We start from the raw sequence: 15,299 nt of genomic DNA on the forward strand, positions 1-15,299 counted from the left end.
TCACGCACGAGTTCGGAGCCCCCGGAGTCGAGTGGGCGAGCACGAAGGCCCCCTCACCGTCGGGACAGCGTGCGAGCGTCGCAGCGGCGACGTCACCGTCGATGGCGGCGTGGCCCGACCACGGGAGCGTGTCGTCGACCAGGATCTCGGTGGCGTCGAAGAGACGGATGCGGTCGGCGCTGCCGATGCCGATCGGATCACGGAACGCGGTCTCGACGTCGTCGACGAGACCGATGGAGGCCTCATCGACGACGAGGAACTCACCAGCCGCGATCTCGGTGCCCGGCCGGAACTGCCAGCGGTGGTCGTCGGAGTTGTCGCGGATCTCGTACCCGGAGATGTCGAGGGGAGCATCGCCCGCGTTGTAGAACTCGATCCAGTCCGCCGGCTGCGAATCGACTTCGTTGATGACGATCGAGCCGCCGACCGGATCGTCCGATGCGAACACGTTCGCCGCACCCTTGCTCGGTTCGGCCGTCTCCGCCCATTCCGCCGTGCCGTCCGCGTCGCGCAGACCCCAGGTGAGGGCGGCATGTCCGGTCCACCCGGTCTCATCGACGAGCACGGTGCTCGCGTCGAAGAGCCGCACCCGGTCGTCCTTGCCGAGACCGAAGGTGAAGTCGCCCGCACCGTCGTTCACCTCGTCGAGCACCAGGTAGCCGCCGGGGGCGACCGTCGTCCCCTCCGGGAACGTGTACGACTCGTCGTCACCGTCGTCCTTGACGAGATAGCCGCTGAGATCGACGACGGCGGCGGACGTGTTGACGAACTCGATCCAGTCGCCGGGCACGCCGCCACTGGATTCGACTTCGTTGATGCGGATGCCGGATTCGGCTCCGGTGGCGGCGACGGGCACGGCGAGCAGAGCGGCTGCGCTGAGGGCGCAGACCGTCGTGACCGCAGCCGCGGTATGCAGGCGGGACATGGGTCTCCTGTGGGGATCAGACGGGGATGAATCCACATCACCGACCCCGCATGGCGGCCGCGCGACCCGCCGGTGCACGGATGGTGAACGGCCGGTGGCCGTTCGCCCTGTCGACCCTGCGGTGATGAGGCGGTTGCTCAGCCTCCCGATGCGACAATCGAGACGTGCGCACGATCCTCAACATCATCTGGCTGATCTTCGCCGGCCTCGCCCTCTTCCTCGGCTACATGCTCGCGGGGATCCTGCTGTGCATCCCGATCGTGACGATCCCGTGGGCGATCGCGTCGTTCCGTATCGCGCGCTATGCCATCTGGCCGTTCGGACGCGAGATCGTCAGCAAGCCGACCTCGGGTGTCGGCTCGTTCCTCGGCAACGTGCTCTGGGTCATCCTCGCCGGCTGGTGGCTGGCGATCGGTCATATCGTCTCCGGGCTCGCGCTGTGCATCACGATCATCGGCATCCCGCTGGGTATCGCCGATTTCAAGATGGTGCCGGTCTCGCTGATGCCGCTCGGCAAGGAGATCGTGTCCCGCAAGGGCCCGTTCGACCGCACCCTCTGACCGTTCGGCATGGCCGCCCTAGACTGACCGGGATGGATACCGACCGCCTGATCGCCTGGGACGACGAGCTCCGCCGGGCGCACACTCGCTTGCGCGCCGCCCTGGAGGCGACGCGGTCAGCGCTCGACCAGGATGCCGACGCCCCGCACGCCGCGTCGGATCTCGCCCTCTTCTGCATCGGATTCTGCTCCGCGCTCGATGGACATCATCGGAGCGAGGACCGCGCCCTGTTCCCCGCCCTGCGCGAGGAGCACCCCGAACTCGGTGAGGTGATCGACGCGCTCATGCAGGATCACTCGATGCTCACCCATCTGCTCGGTGCGCTGCGCGCCGCGGTCGAAGGCGGCGAGAGCACGGAGACGATCGAACGGCACCTCGACGGCGTGGGCGCGATCATGGAGTCGCATTTCCGGTTCGAGGAGCGCGAGATCCTGGCACCGCTGCGCGCACTGCACCTGGATCGCGCCGTGCCCGACGTTCTCGGCCCGCTCTGAAGCTCGCTCAGTCCCGCCGGAGGAACGCGATTTTCACCCGCGGAAGAACGCGACGCCCAGATCGGGGTGATCGACGAAGACGCCGTCGACTCCGGTACCCGCGATGACGCCCCACTCGGCCTCGTAGTCGCCGAACGCGGCGGGGCCGCCCCGCCCCCGGAACCTCTTCGCGAGGAAGGAGTTCTCGGGCCGGCAGGTCCAGGTGAAGACCTCGAGTCCGCGGGCATGGGCGTCGGCGACGATGCTGCTGCCCGCAGCGAGCAGCATCCGCTTGTCGACGCTGACGCCGTCGACCGTGCCGACGAGTTCGTCGAGACCGCGCGGGGTGACCGCGGACGGATAGTCGGGGGCGTGCGCGCCGAGCGCGGAGACCAGGTCGTACGGGCGTCCGGCCGCCTCGACCAGGTAGATGTAGGACGCGACGATGCCGCGCGCCCTCAGCTGCCCCAGCACCGTCTGCTCGAAGCTCTCGATGATCAGCGGGAGCCCGCCGTCGGCCCAGCCGGCGGCGCGCAGATCGCGTTCGATCAGCGGAGCGAGATCGAGGCCGATGCCGGCGAAGTGGGTGGCGTGCTTCACCTCGAGCACGACGCCGATGTCGCGGCCGTGCTCGCGCGCCCCCGCACGCACCAGGTCGAGCACGTCGACGAGACGGAGGATCGGCTCCGCGCCGTCGAAGCTCGCGCTGGATGCCCTCAGCTCGGGCAGCCGCTCGCGGCTGCGGAGCGTCGCGAGCTCGTCCCAGGTGAAGTCCTCGGTGAACCAGCCCGTCAGCGAGTGTCCGTCCACGCGTTTCGTGGTGCGTCGATCGGCGAACTCGGGGTGGGCCGCGACATCGGTCGTCCCCGAGATCTCGTTCTCGTGCCGGACGACGAGCACACCGTCCTTCGTCGCGATGACGTCGGGCTCCACGGCGTCCACCCCCATCGCGAGAGCGAGCTCGTACGAGGATCGGGTGTGTTCCGGACGGTAGCCGGGCGCACCGCGATGCCCGATCACGAGGGGCGATTTGCTGGGCACGCTCTCAGCGTAGGACACCCTCACGACCCGCCCGGGCGGGTATCGTGGAGGAAAGCGACCTACAACCCCTTTGGAGTGAGGCCCACCATGAGCAACTTCGCCTTCAACAATCCGGCGTTCCAGCAGCAGGATCCGCGCAACGTCGCGACCTACCCGGGTGCGCCGCAGGGCGCTCAGGGTGCGCAGACCGCCTCGTTCCAGCACGGCACGATGGATGCCGCCGCGAACGCCCAGCTGGAGGGCATGTACGCCGCTCCCCCGGCCGGCGCGATCGAGACCGACCGCATGTCCGTCGAGGACACGGTCTGGAAGACCGCGGGCCTCTTCGGCATCCTGCTGGTCACCGCGGCCATCGGCTGGGTCTGGACCCTCGGCGGTCTCTCCGCCCCGGTGCAGAACCCGTACGACCAGTTCCAGCCCAACATGCTGCCGTGGATCGTCGGCGCCCTCGTCGGATTCGTCCTCGCGATGGTCATCTCGTTCACCTCGCGCAAGAAGGTGCGCCCCGCGCTGATCTTCGCGTACGCCGCCTTCGAGGGTCTCTTCATCGGTGGCATCTCGGCGTTCTTCGAGGTCCTGTACCCCGGCATCGTCTTCCAGGCGACTCTGGCGACGGTCTCGGTCGTCGGCGTCACGCTGGCACTCTTCGCCAGCGGCAAGATCCGCGCGTCGAAGAAGGCCACGAAGATCTTCATGATCGCCATGGTCGGCTACCTGGTCTTCTCGCTGCTCAACCTCGTGCTCACCTGGACCGGCGTCCTCGGCGAGGGCGCGGCCTTCGGTCTTCTCAGCAAGGTCGAGATCCTGGGCATCCCGCTCGGCGTCATCATCGGCGTCCTCGTCGTCATCATGGCCGCCTACTCCCTGGTGCTCGACTTCGACCAGATCCAGCAGGGCGTGCGCAACGGCGCTCCCCGCAAGTACGGCTGGCTCGGGGCCTTCGGCATCATGGTCACCGTCGTGTGGCTGTATGTCGAGATCCTGCGCATCATCGCGATCGTGCGCGGAAACAACTGACCGAGCGAGATCGTCGAGAGGCCCGTCTCCCCGCAAGGGAAGGCGGGCCTCTTGCCATACGATGCCCCCTCCGCGCAAGGGGATGCGGGAAATACTCAGCTGAGGAATAGTGGTCACACGAACCCCCGGCACCCCAGGGGTTTTACACAGTAAGCAAGGAGCAGACCATGGGTTTTCTCGGATTTCTTCTTCTCGGCCTGATCGCAGGCGCCATCGCAAAGCTCATCCTCCCCGGTAAGCAGGGTGGCGGCTGGCTCGTCACGCTTCTGCTCGGTGTCGTCGGAGCTCTCCTCGGTGGATGGATCGGTTCCGCCATCTTCGGTGTGGGCGTCGACAGCTTCTTCGAGATCAGCAGCTGGCTCCTCGCCATCGGCGGCTCGATCATCGTGCTGCTCATCTACGGCCTGATCGTCGGCCGCGGCAACAAGGCCCGCAGCTGACCGCATCGCGTCTCACGCGGTGAACAGAACCGCCCTCGTCGACAGCACTGCTGTGGACGAGGGCGGTTCTTCGTGTGCGCCGTGCCCCGTCAGCGCTCCGCGGCCCTGGCCTCCAGGAGCGCGCGCTCGCGCTCGTTCCCGGTCAGCGACGCCGCCACGGCGAACTCGCCCCGCGCCTCCTCCCGGCGTCCGAGCCGCAGCAGCAGCTCGGCACGGGTCGCGGGAAGCAGGTGATACCCGGCCAGTGCGCCCGAGGCCGCGAGCGCGTCGACGATCTGCAGTGCGGATGCCGGACCGACAGCCATCGCCACCGCCGCCGCCCGGTTGAGCTCGACCACGGGCGACGGCGCGATGCGGCCGAGAGCCTCGTAGAGCACGACGATGCGGTCCCAGTCGGTCTCCTGCATCGAGGCCGCCACCGCGTGGCATTCCGCGATCGCGGCCTGCAGCCCGTAGGCACCGCGCCCGGCGCCCCGCGCGTCTGCCCGTGCCAGCGCATCGCGCCCGCGCGCGATCCGGCCGCGATCCCAACGCCGCCGATCCTGATCGGCGAGCAGCACGGGATCCCCGTTCGCGTCGACCCTCGCGGCGAAGCGTGCAGCCGTGAGCTCCATCAGGGCGAGCAGGCTGAGCGGATCCCGCTCTCGCGGCATCAGCGCCGCGAGCACTCTCGTGAGTCTGATCGCCTCGGCACTCAGCTCGGGGCGCATCCAGTCGGGTCCGCTGCTGGCCGAGTGCCCCTCGTTGAAGACCAGGTAGAGCACGCCGAGGACCGCACCCAGCCGCTCCGCATGCTGCTCGCGAGGGGGCATCTCGAACGGCACGTGCGCGGCAGCGAGGGTCTTCTTCGCGCGCACGATGCGCTGCTGCACGGTCGCCGTCGGGACCAGGAAGGCCCGAGCGATCTCCTCGCTCGACAGGCCGCCCACGACACGCAGGGTCAGGGCGACCTGGGCCTCGCGGGAGAGCACGGGATGGCAGGAGATGAAGATCAGCCGGAGCACGTCGTCGTCGACGGCATCCGGGTCCCACGGCGGGGCATCGGTCGCCGCATGCTGCTCGCGCTCCAGGTCGTGGGCGAGCACCGCCATCCGCTCGTCCAGCCGTTCGCGCCGACGCCACCCGTCGACCGCCTTGCGTCTGGCCACCGCCGTCAGCCACGCGGCTCCGTTGCGCGGCACCCCCTCGACGGGCCACTGGCGCAACGCGTCCAGCAGCGCCTCCTGAGCGAGATCCTCGGCGAGGCCGAAGTCGCCGACCATGCGTGTCAGGGTGGCGACGATCTTCGCCGACTCGATGCGCCACACGGCCGCGACGGCCCGCCGCGCGCCCTCGTCGGGGGCGGGGCGGGCCGGATCGCTGTCGTGAGCCTCTGTCATCTCACTGCTGAGCGCGGCGCGCCTCTTCGTCCGCGCGCCAGCCCTTCTCCTTCTCGATCCACTCGTTGTCGGCCGGGAAGTCGGATTCGTCGGTCACCCGTCGCACCTCGAGGAACGACCCTGCTCCCAGCGGAGCGCGACTCGCCCACTCGGCGGCCTCCTCACGGGATGCGACCTCGATGATCCAGAAGCCGTTGAACAGCTCCTTGGTCTCGCCGTAGGGGCCATCGGTGATGAGCGGCTTCTCGGCGCTGAAGTCGACGACGAAGCCCTCGGAGGCGTCGCTGAGCCCTTCGCCGGCGAGCAGCACACCGGCCTTGATCATCGACTCGTTGTACGCGCCCATGGCCGCGATGACCTCCTCGAAGGGCGTCTCCTCGTACGCCTCGACCGCGTCGTCGTTCGATCGCATGATCAGCATGTACTTCATGGTGTTCTCCTCGGTGGATGGGGCCGTCTCTCGACCCTCTCATTCAGGACGTCGAACGGGAACACCTCAGATCGACATCGTCGCCGAAGAAATCCGAGATTTTCTGCGATCGGTTCATCCGAGCTCGTCGATCGCCGCGCGGATCGCCGCGGCGGATGCGTGCAGCTGAGCCCTCTCGTGCGCACTCATGGGCGTCTCCCCCAGCGGCACCGCACCCGCCGCGCCCACCACAGAGGACACGGACAGCGCGACGCCGTCGATGCCGTACTGGCCGTCGAGCACGGTCGCGACGGGGAGGACGGCCCGCTCGTCCCGCAGGACCGCTTCGGCGATCCGGGCGCAGCTGACGCCGATCGCGAGGTTGGTGGCGCCCTTGCCGCGAATCACGGCGTAGGCCGCGTCACGCACCTCGATCGCGATCCGGTCGAGCTCCTCGACCGTGAACGGCTCGTCGGCGGGCCAGTCGAGGATCGGCACGGATCCGATCGTCGCGTTGGACCACAGCGGGAACTCGGTGTCGCCGTGCTCGCCCACGATGTCGGCGTGGACACTCGCCGTGCTCACGTTCGCCCGGTGCGCGAGACGCCAGCGCAGTCGGGAGGTGTCGAGGACGGTGCCGGATCCGAACACCCGGTGGGGAGGCAGCCCGGAGACGCGCTGGGCGACCACGGTCATGACATCGGCCGGGTTCGTCACGACGAGGAACACCGCCTGGGGCGCGCGCTCGACGAGCTGCGGTATGAGCGTCTCGAGCAGCCGCGCATTGATGCCGGAGAGCTCCATCCGGGTCTGCCCCGGCTGCTGCTTCGCCCCGGCGGTCACCACGATCACGTCGCTGCCGTCGACGACCGAGAGATCGGAACCGCCGCTGACCGAGGCAGAGGTGAACTGGGTGCCGTGCGCGAGGTCGAGCACCTCGGCATCCACCTTGTCGGTCGCGATGTCGTAGAGCGCGACCTCGGCCGCACTCCCCCGGATCAGCGCCGCATACGCCACGCTCACCCCTACGCTCCCTGCACCGATAACCGTGATCTTCGTCCGCGCCGTGGTCATACGCTCATCCTGCCGGATGAGACGCGAACGGGCACGGACCGTGATGGTCCGCGCCCGTTCGGCATCATCCGCGGGAGATCACTCCACTCGCCCGCCGGCGCGGTCGAGTGCACGCAGTGCTCACGCGAGTGGGAGCTCCTTCGTCACTCCCACTCGATTGTTCCCGGCGGCTTCGACGTGACATCGAGCACCACGCGGTTGACGTCACGGACGCCGTTGGTGATGCGGTTCGAGATCTTCGACAGCACGTCGTACGGCAGACGCGTCCAGTCGGCGGTCATCGCGTCCTCGCTCGAGACCGGGCGCAGCACGATGGGGTGGCCGTACGTGCGTCCGTCGCCCTGCACGCCCACGGAGCGCACGTCGGCGAGCAGCACCACCGGGCACTGCCAGATGTCCTGGTCGAGCCCCGCCTTGGTGAGCTCCTCCCGTGCGATCGCATCCGCTTCGCGAAGGATCTCGAGCCGATCCTGCGTGACCTCGCCGATGATGCGGATGCCGAGACCGGGCCCGGGGAACGGCTGGCGTCCGACGATCGCCTCGGGGATGCCGAGCTCGCGGCCGATCGCACGGACCTCATCCTTGAAGAGCGCCCGCAGCGGCTCGATCAGCTCGAAGTCGAGGTCGTCGGGCAGTCCGCCCACGTTGTGGTGCGACTTGATGTTGGCGGTACCCGCTCCGCCGCCGGACTCGACGACATCGGGGTAGAGCGTTCCCTGCACGAGGAACTTGACCGGTGCGCCGCCTGCGGCCTTGGCCTCGGCGACGAGGTCGAGCTGCACCTTCTCGAACGCCCGGATGAACTCACGACCGATGATCTTGCGCTTCTCCTCGGGGTCGGTGACCCCGGCGAGGTGACCCAGGAAGGTCTCTGCCGCGTCGACCGTGATGAGGCGGACGCCGGTCGATTCGACGTAGTCCTTCTCGACCTGCTCGCGCTCGCCCTTGCGCAGCAGACCGTGGTCGACGAACACCGCCGTGAGCTGATCGCCGATGGCCTTGTGCACGAGCGCGGTCGAGACGGCGGAGTCGACGCCACCGGAGAGCGCGGAGATGACGCGGGCGTCACCCACCTGCTCGCGGATGCGTGCGACCTGCTCCGCGATCACGTTGTCGGGATTCCAGTCGGATGCGAGCCCCGCACCGCGGTGCAGGAAGTTCTCGATGACCTGCTGTCCGTGATCGGAGTGCTTCACCTCGGGATGCCACTGCACGCCGTAGAAGCCGCGTTCCGGATCCGCGAAGGCGGCGACCTTGGTCGCCTCGGTGGTCGCGAGGACCTCGAACCCCTCAGGGGCCTTGGCGACCTGGTCGCCGTGACTCATCCACACGTTCTGCTCTGCAGGCTGCCCGCCGAGCAGGGTGCCGCCGTCGCCCGTGATGACCGCGTCGGTGGCGCCGTACTCGCGCAGGCCCGTGTTCGCGACCTCGCCGCCGAGCGTCTGCGCCATGTACTGGAAGCCGTAGCAGATGCCGAGCGTCGGGACCCCGAGCTCGAACACCGCGGGGTCGAGGCGCGGAGCGCCCTCCTCGTACACCGACGACGGCCCGCCGGAGAGGATGATCGCGACCGGGTTCTTCGCCGCGATCTCCTCGGCAGTGGCCGTGTGCGGCACGATCTCGCTGTAGACGCCGGCTTCACGCACTCGGCGGGCGATCAGCTGCGCGTACTGCGCGCCGAAATCGACGACGAGTGCGGGGCGCTGCTGGGTCTCTGACTGTTCGGTCAACGGACACCTTCCGGGGCGGGGGCCTGTGCGGCCTCTCGAGTGGCGAGATAGGTCTTGACCTCGCGGGCGACCACGTTCTCCATGAAGAAGGAGAGCAGCGGGATCACACCACCGAGGGCGAGGAGGATGAAGCGGGGGAACGGCCAGCGCATCAGGCTCCACATGCGGAAGCACGCGAACAGGTACACGACGTAGAACCAGCCGTGCGCGACGAGGATGAACAGCGACAGGTTGAACCCGTCACCCAGCGAGGTCATCTCGCAGGAATTGGTCATCGGCGCGAACAGCGACCACCACTGGCAGTCCGGGCCCGCGAGGACGCCCGCGAACCAGAGCGGTCCTCCGGAGCCCCCGAGGAAGAGTTCGAGGTGGATCGGCGTGTACTTCAGCACCATCTCGGTCAGCAGCAGGAGCAACATGACTCCGGTGATGATCGACGCGATCTGGTAGAACTTCAGCGCACCGCGGATCGCCGGAAAGCTGGCGACTTTCGGTTCGGGCATGCCCTCAGTCTAGTCGGCGTGGAATTCCGGATGAACGAGAGAGGGGACCTGGTCTGGTCACCTTGACCAGACCAGGCGTATCCTTGACGGATGACGACGATCGTGAACGTGCAGGATGCCAAGACGCGACTCTCGGAGCTGTTGAGGCGGGTGGAGTCCGGAGAGGAGATCGTGATCGCCCGCGCAGGAGCACCGATCGCCCGGATCAGTGCGGCCACTCCGCGGCGCCGCACCTTCGAGACCGCGCTGCTCCCCGAGATCCCGCCGATCTCCGGCGAGGCGCTGTTCGACGATGCACCGCACGGCGAACTGGCGGACTGGGAAGTCGGCCACGGCGACGACCCTCTGACCTCGGCACCGCGGTGAGCGCGTTCCTTCTCGACACGCACGTCGTGCTGTGGTTGGCGACGGATCCGGAGCGGGTGCCCCGTGCCGTTCGTGACGACCTCGCCGCGGCCGATTCCGTCGTGGTCTCCGCAGCCAGCTCCTTCGAGATCGCGCAGAAGACCCGCCTCGGGCGATTGCCGCACGGCGGGAGAGTGCTCACCCGATGGCAGGCCCTGATGGACCTGATGTTCGCGACGGAGCTCCCCCTCACCTCCGCGCACATGCGACTCGCGGGCGAACTCGCCTGGGAGCACCGAGATCCCTTCGATCGGATGCTCGTCGCTCAGGCGCAGCTCGACGGACTGATCCTTGTCACCGCAGACCGGCGAATCCTGGAGTATCCCGAGGTGTCCTGCGCCGACTGGGCATGACGCCTTTCCCTACGCGGCCGGGGGCCGGGCGATCAGCAGCTCGCCGACGCCGGCGACGTCGAGGGGACCCGCACTCCAGGGGACGAGGAGGGTGCTCCCGGAGCGGAGCCGCTCCCCCGCCGACCCTGCGACACCGATCTCGAGTGCCCCCTCCGTGACGACCACGATCGAGAACCCCTGCTCCACCGTGGCGGCCCGATCGATCCGCATCCGTTCGAGTCGGAAGTACGGATCCGCGTCCGCCGGGAACACGGACCCGCTCGCCGGCGCGGACCGCACGAGATCGCGCATGTCCTCGAGACTGCGCGCCCGGGTGTTCACCGCCGTGAGGGCGAGATCGAAGCCCAGCCCCAGATGGCCGAGCGCCGGTCCGTCGATCGCGAAGCCGTCCCACTCGAGCAGGATCGACAGATCCTCGGGCTGCTGGAGTTCGAGGAGCAGCACTCCGGCGCCGATCGCGTGGAGCTCGCCAGGAGGCACCCAGACGACATCGCCCGGCGCCACGTCGATCGCGTGCAGCAGACCGAGCAGCGAACCGACGTCCTGCGCTGTCACCAGCGCGGAGAGGCGGGCGAGGTCGACGTCGTCACGCACTCCGACGTGCACCGTGCCGCCCTCGAGGATGTACCACGCCTCGGCCTTGCCATGCGCGCGACCCAGGTGGCTCGCGGCGAAGTCGTCATGAGGGTGCGCGTGCACCGGCAGGCGCTGACCGGCGTCGAGGATCTTCACCAGCAGCCGGGTGTCGGCACCCCATCTCTCGACGTGCGCGGCACCCAGCCACGCGATCGGATCGGCCTCGACGGCGTCGCGCAGCACTCGTCCGTCCGGGAGCATTGTGAGCCCGAGCGACTCCTCTCCGCGGATGGTGGTGGTCGATCCCACCCAGTCCTCCGGGACCCGGTCCGCGGCTCCGTGCTCGCGGCGGAACGCGTCGAGCCGCGCGCCGCCCCGGTAGAAGCGCTCGGGCGGGCGGTTGGTGGGAAGCAGTATCGGGTTCACGGTCATCGTCCGTTCTCGGCGTGCACGGCGAGGAATCCCCCGACGAAGCTGTCGCCGAGGCCGATCGTCGTGGGATGCGCGACGTCGAGCGAGAAGGCGGGCACGCCGACGGCATCCGTGATGCTCCTCTCGACCTCTGCGACCAGCTGCGAACCGCCGGAGTGCCGCGGCATCGAGGCCGTCGCCTCTGCCTCCTCCGGCGTGAAGCCGTCGCCGACGCGGTAGCGCGTGGCGGCGACGCGGACGGCGCTCTCGAGCGCCTCGCGATGACGTGCGGACTGCGGGCCTACGGCGATCGCCCAGTACCGGGTGTGCACGACGAGAGCCGGGACCGGGATGATCCGCTGCACCTCCTCCAGCGCGCGCGTCACGTCGGCCGCATCGAGCAGGTTCACCGGATGCCCGACGTATTCCTGCAGCTCGTCCTCGTTCATCCCGTACACGTGGATGCTCGGCAGCAGCCGCCTGCGCACGGTCTCGGCGAACGCGCGCGTGTAGAAGCCCGCGTCCTCGTAGTAGACCAGCGCGTCCGCGGGGAGGCGGGGCAGCGCGCGGGCGATGTCGTCGAGGCGCTCTTCGAGCAGGGAAGGGTCCTGCATCGTGTTGAACCCGGAGATCAGGAAGGCGGATGCCGTGGCGAGCGCATCCGGCAGCCCCTCGGCGATCACCATCTCGCGGTTCGGCGGATCGTTCGCGAAGATCAGCCGATTGGCCGCGGGTGAGACGATGTCGCCGTCGACGAGGCGCACGGTCGCCCCCACCGGATACTGCACGATCAGGTGGGGGTCGAGCGTGTCGCGCGTGGCGGAGGACAGGACGGTGATAGCCGGGGGCAGCAGTCGACGCACGTTGTCGTCGATGCTCACCAGATGCTGGACGCTGGGGATGCCGAGGCTGTCGAGCACCAGCCCCGCCCGCACCCCCGTGCCGCCGAGGGTCACGTCGTACGCGAAGTGCCCCGCGAACCGCTCCAGGATCTCGGAGGAGGCGACGAACCGCTCCGTGCCCGTGCCCGCCGCGACGAACGCGAGGATGGTCACCAGAAGGGAGCGCTCGTCGGTGATCGGCGCCGAGGGCGTCAACTCGTGTCGGCGCACGCGCAGCTCGCGCGCGAGTCGCTCGACCACGGCGGAATCCCACCGGAGCTCGAAGTCGACCGTTCCGCCGAGCCCGAGCACGAGCTGCCTGTCGCGTGCTGCCACGCCCGCTTCACCGATCATCCGACGATCGTCCTCCTCGTGGCCCTGGTCAGTACAGCTCGGCCTTGCCGTCTGCGCCGAACAGCCTGATCTTCTCAGCCGCGGTCGCCTTCATGGCGGCGATCGGCTCGGGCTGGATCGCGTTCGGCTCGCGCAGGCGCTCGTCGGTGCCGAGGATCTCGCGCATCCGGTTGTGGTACGAGACCTTGATGTCGCTGGAGATGTTGATCTTGTTCACTCCCAGCTCGACCGCGCGCGCGAGCTCCGCATCGGGGTTCGACGACCCGCCGTGCAGCACGAGGGGGATGCCGACGGCCGCCTTGATCTGCTCGAGGAGGTCGTGGCGCAGCTCGGGGTTCTTGTCACTCGGGTACAGCCCGTGCGAGGTGCCGATCGCGATCGCCAGGCTGTCGACGCCCGTCTCCTGCACGAAGCGCACCGCGTCGTCCGGGTTCGTGTAGATGATCTCGGCCGCTCCCGACTCGCCGTAGCTGTCGTTCGCGCCGATGGTGCCGAGCTCGCCCTCCACCTGGATCCCCACGGCGTGGGCCGCCTCGACGACCTTGCGCGTCAGCGCGACGTTCTCCTCGAACGGCAGCAGAGAGGCATCGATCATGACCGAGGTGAAACCGGACTTGATGGCGGTGATCATCTGCTCGTACGTGCCGCCGTGGTCCCAGTGGATCGCCACGGGGACGCTCGCCCGGTGCGCGCGCGAGTGCATGGCGGCGATCAGATCCGTCGTGACGTGCGACACCTCGTCGGGGTGGATGGCGATGATGACGGGGGCGTCCAGCTCCTCGCTGATGTCGATGATGCCGGTGAACATCGCCCAGTCGCTGATGTTGAACGCGGGGATCGCGAAGTTGTGTTCGTTGGCGACGTCGAGGATGGATTTGCCGGTGTAGAGCACGTGTTTCTCCTGTTTCGTGGGGGTGAAGTCGAGGTCGGACGGATCAGCTCTTCACGGAACCGGCCGTGAGGCCGCCGATGAAGTAGCGCTGGAAGAAGAGGAAGAGCAGGAGCACCGGGATCGACCCGAGCACGCTCATGGCCATGATCTGGTTCCACTCGTACGAGTGCTGGCCCATGAGCAGCTGGATGCCGATGGGCACCGTGCGCATGTCGATCGTGCGCGTCAGCGTCAGCGCGAACAGGTACTCGTTCCACGCGATCATGAACGTGTAGATGCCGACCGAGACGATGCCGGGGATCGAGATCGGCACCAGGATGCGCCACAGCGCGGTCATCGACCCCGCGCCGTCGACGCGCACGGCTTCGTCGAGCTCCTTGGGCAGCGTGTTGAAGTACCCGGTCATCATGATGATCGCGTAGGGCAGCGTGAACACCATGTACGTGAGGATCAGCCCGAGGTAGGAGTTGTAGAGCCCGAGGGCCACCATGAGTCCGAAGTACGGGATGAGCAGTGTGATGGGCGGCACGGCCTGCACGCTCACGATCACCACGTTCAGGATGCGCTTGCCGCGGAAGTCGAACCGGCTGAACGCGTACGCCGCCTGGATCGCGACGAGGAGGGTGAGGATGGTGACCGCGCCGGCGACGATGTAGCTGTTCAGGAAGAACCGCATCGTCTCGGGGTTGGTGAAGATCGCGACGTAGGCGTCGAACGAGAACGTGTCGGTGATCAGTCGCGGCGGCAGCTCGAAGATCTGCGTGTTCGATTTGAACGAACTCGACAGCATCCACAGCACGGGGCCGGCGGCGAAGACCGCTCCGAGGATCAGTCCGATCGTCACGCCGGTCTTCGCGACGCGGCGCTGGGCAACGATGGTGAGAGCCACGATCAGTCCCTCGCTTTCTGGTGACGGACGTAGAAGACGGCGAGGACCATCGACATGAGCAGGACGAGCACGGCCGACGTGGCGGCGAGCGAGAAGTCGTACTTGGCGAAGGCGAGCTTGTAGGTGAAGGTGCTGAGCACCTCGGTGACGTCGATGGGGCCGCCACCGGTCGTCATCCAGATGAGGGCGAACTGCTGAGAGGTCCAGATCAGATCGAGCAGCACGAGGCTCACGATGATGGGGCGCAGCTGCGGGATGGTGACGTTCCAGAACCGCTGCACGGCACCGGCGCCGTCGACGGTCGCCGCCTCGTTGAGCTCGTTCGGGATGCCCTGGAGACCGGCGAGGAGGCTCACCATGAAGAACGGGTATCCGGCCCAGATGTTGATGAAGATGATGGTGCCCAGCGCGAGCTGCGGCGAGGCGAGCCACTCGATGTCCGTGTTGAGGAGGAAGTTGACCACGCCGTTGGGGGCGAGCAGCATCCTCCACAGCACCGCGATCACGGCGACCGTGAACAGCCACGGCAGGATGTACAGGGCCCGGAAGAACGACCGCGAGAAGCGGCCGAGAAGCGGGCTGTTCAGCATCATCGCGAAGGTGAGTCCGAGGACGAGGTGCGCGACCACGCTCGTCACCGTGAAGAGGATGGTGTTGCCCGTCGCCTTCCAGAAGCGCGGGTCGGACAGGATCTCGACGTAGTTGGCGATTCCGACGAACTCGGGCGACTTGTTCAGGATCACGTTGTCCTGGAAGGAGTACCCGATCACCATGATGATCGGAACGATCATCAGCACGAACAGCAGGATGATCGTGGGCGAGAGGAAGGCGTACGACTCGGTGGTCTTGCGCAGCTGGCGCCGGCGGCGCGACAGCGGGACCCCGGTGACGATCACCTCGGTGTCGTCGGACGTTCTCAGACTCATGGGACGCGTGGCTCCTTGATTGGTCGGGTGCCGCATCGCATCAGGGACGATGCGGCACCCC

Annotated in this window: 18 protein-coding genes; 6 read left to right on the forward strand and 12 right to left on the reverse strand. The window is 68.0% G+C overall.

What is annotated here, in order from left to right; all coding sequences use genetic code 11:
* Positions 1-925, reverse strand: a 925-nt coding sequence (locus ABTZ43_RS08545; RefSeq protein WP_350538501.1) for a lamin tail domain-containing protein, incomplete at its 3' end; no start/stop codon positions are given.
* Positions 926-1,089: 164 nt separating this feature from the next.
* Here ABTZ43_RS08545 and ABTZ43_RS08550 point away from each other — a divergent pair.
* Both ABTZ43_RS08550 and ABTZ43_RS08555 read left to right on the forward strand, forming a co-directional pair.
* Positions 1,090-1,485, forward strand: a complete 396-nt coding sequence (locus ABTZ43_RS08550) for a YccF domain-containing protein (protein WP_350538502.1) — start codon at positions 1,090-1,092, stop codon at positions 1,483-1,485.
* Positions 1,486-1,517: 32 nt separating this feature from the next.
* Complete coding sequence (locus ABTZ43_RS08555; protein ID WP_350538503.1) at positions 1,518-1,979, forward strand: hemerythrin domain-containing protein; 462 nt, start codon at positions 1,518-1,520, stop codon at positions 1,977-1,979.
* A gap of 33 nt (positions 1,980-2,012) precedes the next feature.
* On the opposite strand, the gene ABTZ43_RS08560 is transcribed toward ABTZ43_RS08555, so the two are convergent.
* Positions 2,013-2,999 carry a glycerophosphodiester phosphodiesterase family protein gene (locus ABTZ43_RS08560; protein ID WP_350538504.1) on the reverse strand — a complete coding sequence of 329 codons (987 nt, stop codon included), beginning with the start codon at positions 2,997-2,999 and terminating at the stop codon, positions 2,013-2,015.
* Positions 3,000-3,086: 87 nt separating this feature from the next.
* Here ABTZ43_RS08560 and ABTZ43_RS08565 point away from each other — a divergent pair, with 87 nt between their 5' ends.
* Positions 3,087-4,016, forward strand: a complete 930-nt coding sequence (locus ABTZ43_RS08565) for a Bax inhibitor-1/YccA family protein (RefSeq protein ID WP_056412147.1) — start codon at positions 3,087-3,089, stop codon at positions 4,014-4,016.
* A gap of 167 nt (positions 4,017-4,183) precedes the next feature.
* Positions 4,184-4,456, forward strand: coding sequence for a GlsB/YeaQ/YmgE family stress response membrane protein (locus tag ABTZ43_RS08570; protein WP_045253363.1), 273 nt, complete (start codon positions 4,184-4,186; stop codon positions 4,454-4,456).
* A gap of 89 nt (positions 4,457-4,545) precedes the next feature.
* Here the strand turns inward: ABTZ43_RS08570 and ABTZ43_RS08575 are convergent, their stop codons facing one another.
* The 5 genes from ABTZ43_RS08575 to ABTZ43_RS08595 all read right to left on the reverse strand — a co-directional run bounded on the left by ABTZ43_RS08575 (position 4,546) and on the right by ABTZ43_RS08595 (position 9,551).
* On the reverse strand, positions 4,546-5,835 hold the full coding sequence (locus ABTZ43_RS08575; RefSeq protein WP_350538505.1) for an RNA polymerase sigma factor: 1,290 nt from the start codon (positions 5,833-5,835) through the stop codon (positions 4,546-4,548).
* A gap of 1 nt (position 5,836) precedes the next feature.
* Positions 5,837-6,265, reverse strand: a complete 429-nt coding sequence (locus tag ABTZ43_RS08580; protein ID WP_056412157.1) for a YciI family protein — start codon at positions 6,263-6,265, stop codon at positions 5,837-5,839.
* A gap of 114 nt (positions 6,266-6,379) precedes the next feature.
* Positions 6,380-7,318, reverse strand: a complete 939-nt coding sequence (locus ABTZ43_RS08585) for an L-lactate dehydrogenase (RefSeq protein WP_350538506.1) — start codon at positions 7,316-7,318, stop codon at positions 6,380-6,382.
* A gap of 143 nt (positions 7,319-7,461) precedes the next feature.
* Positions 7,462-9,048 carry a glutamine-hydrolyzing GMP synthase gene (guaA, locus tag ABTZ43_RS08590; protein WP_350538508.1) on the reverse strand — a complete coding sequence of 529 codons (1,587 nt, stop codon included), beginning with the start codon at positions 9,046-9,048 and terminating at the stop codon, positions 7,462-7,464.
* Complete coding sequence (locus tag ABTZ43_RS08595; RefSeq protein ID WP_056412167.1) at positions 9,045-9,551, reverse strand: DUF3817 domain-containing protein; 507 nt, start codon at positions 9,549-9,551, stop codon at positions 9,045-9,047. Before ABTZ43_RS08595 ends, guaA begins: the two co-directional genes overlap by 4 nt.
* A gap of 90 nt (positions 9,552-9,641) precedes the next feature.
* On the opposite strand from ABTZ43_RS08595, the gene ABTZ43_RS08600 reads away from it, so the two are divergent.
* Positions 9,642-9,917, forward strand: coding sequence for a type II toxin-antitoxin system Phd/YefM family antitoxin (locus tag ABTZ43_RS08600; protein WP_350538509.1), 276 nt, complete (start codon positions 9,642-9,644; stop codon positions 9,915-9,917).
* On the forward strand, positions 9,914-10,309 hold the full coding sequence (locus ABTZ43_RS08605; RefSeq protein ID WP_350538510.1) for a type II toxin-antitoxin system VapC family toxin: 396 nt from the start codon (positions 9,914-9,916) through the stop codon (positions 10,307-10,309). Before ABTZ43_RS08600 ends, ABTZ43_RS08605 begins: the two co-directional genes overlap by 4 nt.
* Before the next feature lie 9 nt (positions 10,310-10,318).
* Here the strand turns inward: ABTZ43_RS08605 and ABTZ43_RS08610 are convergent, their stop codons facing one another.
* The 5 genes from ABTZ43_RS08610 to ABTZ43_RS08630 are packed head-to-tail and all read right to left on the reverse strand — an operon-like array spanning position 10,319 to position 15,238.
* Positions 10,319-11,317, reverse strand: a complete 999-nt coding sequence (locus tag ABTZ43_RS08610) for a class I mannose-6-phosphate isomerase (RefSeq protein ID WP_350538511.1) — start codon at positions 11,315-11,317, stop codon at positions 10,319-10,321.
* The gene (locus tag ABTZ43_RS08615) at positions 11,314-12,531 is read right to left on the reverse strand and encodes an ADP-dependent glucokinase/phosphofructokinase (protein WP_350538512.1); all 1,218 of its coding nucleotides are present in this window, start codon (positions 12,529-12,531) and stop codon (positions 11,314-11,316) included. The genes ABTZ43_RS08610 and ABTZ43_RS08615 overlap by 4 nt, the downstream gene beginning before the upstream one ends.
* A 28-nt stretch (positions 12,532-12,559) precedes the next feature.
* The gene (locus tag ABTZ43_RS08620; protein ID WP_056412177.1) at positions 12,560-13,423 is read right to left on the reverse strand and encodes a ketose-bisphosphate aldolase; all 864 of its coding nucleotides are present in this window, start codon (positions 13,421-13,423) and stop codon (positions 12,560-12,562) included.
* A 43-nt stretch (positions 13,424-13,466) separates the two neighbouring features.
* Positions 13,467-14,312 carry a carbohydrate ABC transporter permease gene (locus ABTZ43_RS08625; RefSeq protein ID WP_056412180.1) on the reverse strand — a complete coding sequence of 282 codons (846 nt, stop codon included), beginning with the start codon at positions 14,310-14,312 and terminating at the stop codon, positions 13,467-13,469.
* A 2-nt stretch (positions 14,313-14,314) separates the two neighbouring features.
* On the reverse strand, positions 14,315-15,238 hold the full coding sequence (locus ABTZ43_RS08630) for a carbohydrate ABC transporter permease (protein WP_056412182.1): 924 nt from the start codon (positions 15,236-15,238) through the stop codon (positions 14,315-14,317).
* Positions 15,239-15,299: the final 61 nt, after the last annotated feature.

The sequence above is a fragment of the Microbacterium sp. NPDC097977 genome (assembly GCF_040302605.1).
GTDB lineage: Bacteria > Actinomycetota > Actinomycetes > Actinomycetales > Microbacteriaceae > Microbacterium.